At 47.1% G+C, this 278-nt stretch carries 1 protein-coding gene; it reads right to left on the bottom strand.

The annotated features are described in order from the left end of the window. Positions 1-278, bottom strand: a 278-nt coding sequence (locus AAEY68_RS20955) for a thymidylate synthase (protein ID WP_350586815.1), incomplete at both ends; no start/stop codon positions are given.

A 278-nucleotide genomic window follows, 5' to 3' on the forward strand; every position in this document is an offset into this window, starting at 1 on the left:
GTGCATACACGGGCGTAAACAGCCAAGCTCAAATTCGCCTGGGTTATAAAAACTAATTATTTCACCGCGATCGTCTATACCATTTTTTAAGTTATTAATTACTTTTGCTAGTTGGTCTAGCGTTGAGCCATCTGGGCGCTGCCAAGCACGCCCTTGTACGCCATAAACACGGCCCATGTCGTCCTCACCTTTACGGTGCGGATTATTAAGCCAAGCGCTATTTTCGTTTGCGTTTGCATCCCAGGTTTTACAGCCTATTTCGCGAAACTGTGCCGCGC

This window comes from Pseudoalteromonas sp. RB2-MNA-CIBAN-0110 (assembly GCF_040309305.1).
In the GTDB taxonomy this organism is placed as follows: Bacteria; Pseudomonadota; Gammaproteobacteria; order Enterobacterales; family Alteromonadaceae; genus Pseudoalteromonas; species Pseudoalteromonas arctica.